We start from the raw sequence: 339 nt of genomic DNA, 5'->3' as shown, positions 1-339 counted from the left end.
GTCCCGACCTCGGTGGGCGGTGCGACGAGTCGGAACACCGCCCTGGCCCGTGTCTGGCCCGCGCACCGACTGTCTTCTCCTGCGGCCCGTCACCGAGGAAGACGGTTCTCTGGTGAGCGGGTTGTTGTCGGTCGGCCGTGTACGCGCGTACCTCAGTGGGTCCGGTCACGGAGGATCCTGTCGCCGCCCGGCAGGCCGCCTACCTGACGACGGCTGGCGCCTTCACCGCCGTTCGCGTCGCCGACCAGCGGCCGATCGGCCTGGTGGCCATCGGCGCCGACCACAGGTGCGAGGGCCGCGCCGGACTCTCGTACCAGCGCTCCCCGCCGGGCCGGGGCG

Annotated in this window: 1 pseudogene; it reads left to right on the top strand. The window is 73.5% G+C overall.

The features are described from left to right. Positions 1-155: 155 nt before the first annotated feature. Positions 156-339 (top strand): annotated as a pseudogene (locus IH48_RS37300) (hypothetical protein); the annotation flags it as partial.

This window comes from Streptomyces sp. NRRL F-5126 (genome assembly GCF_000721265.1).
In the GTDB taxonomy this organism is placed as follows: domain Bacteria; phylum Actinomycetota; class Actinomycetes; order Streptomycetales; family Streptomycetaceae; genus Streptomyces.
This window is presented reverse-complemented; position numbering and strand designations above follow the sequence as displayed.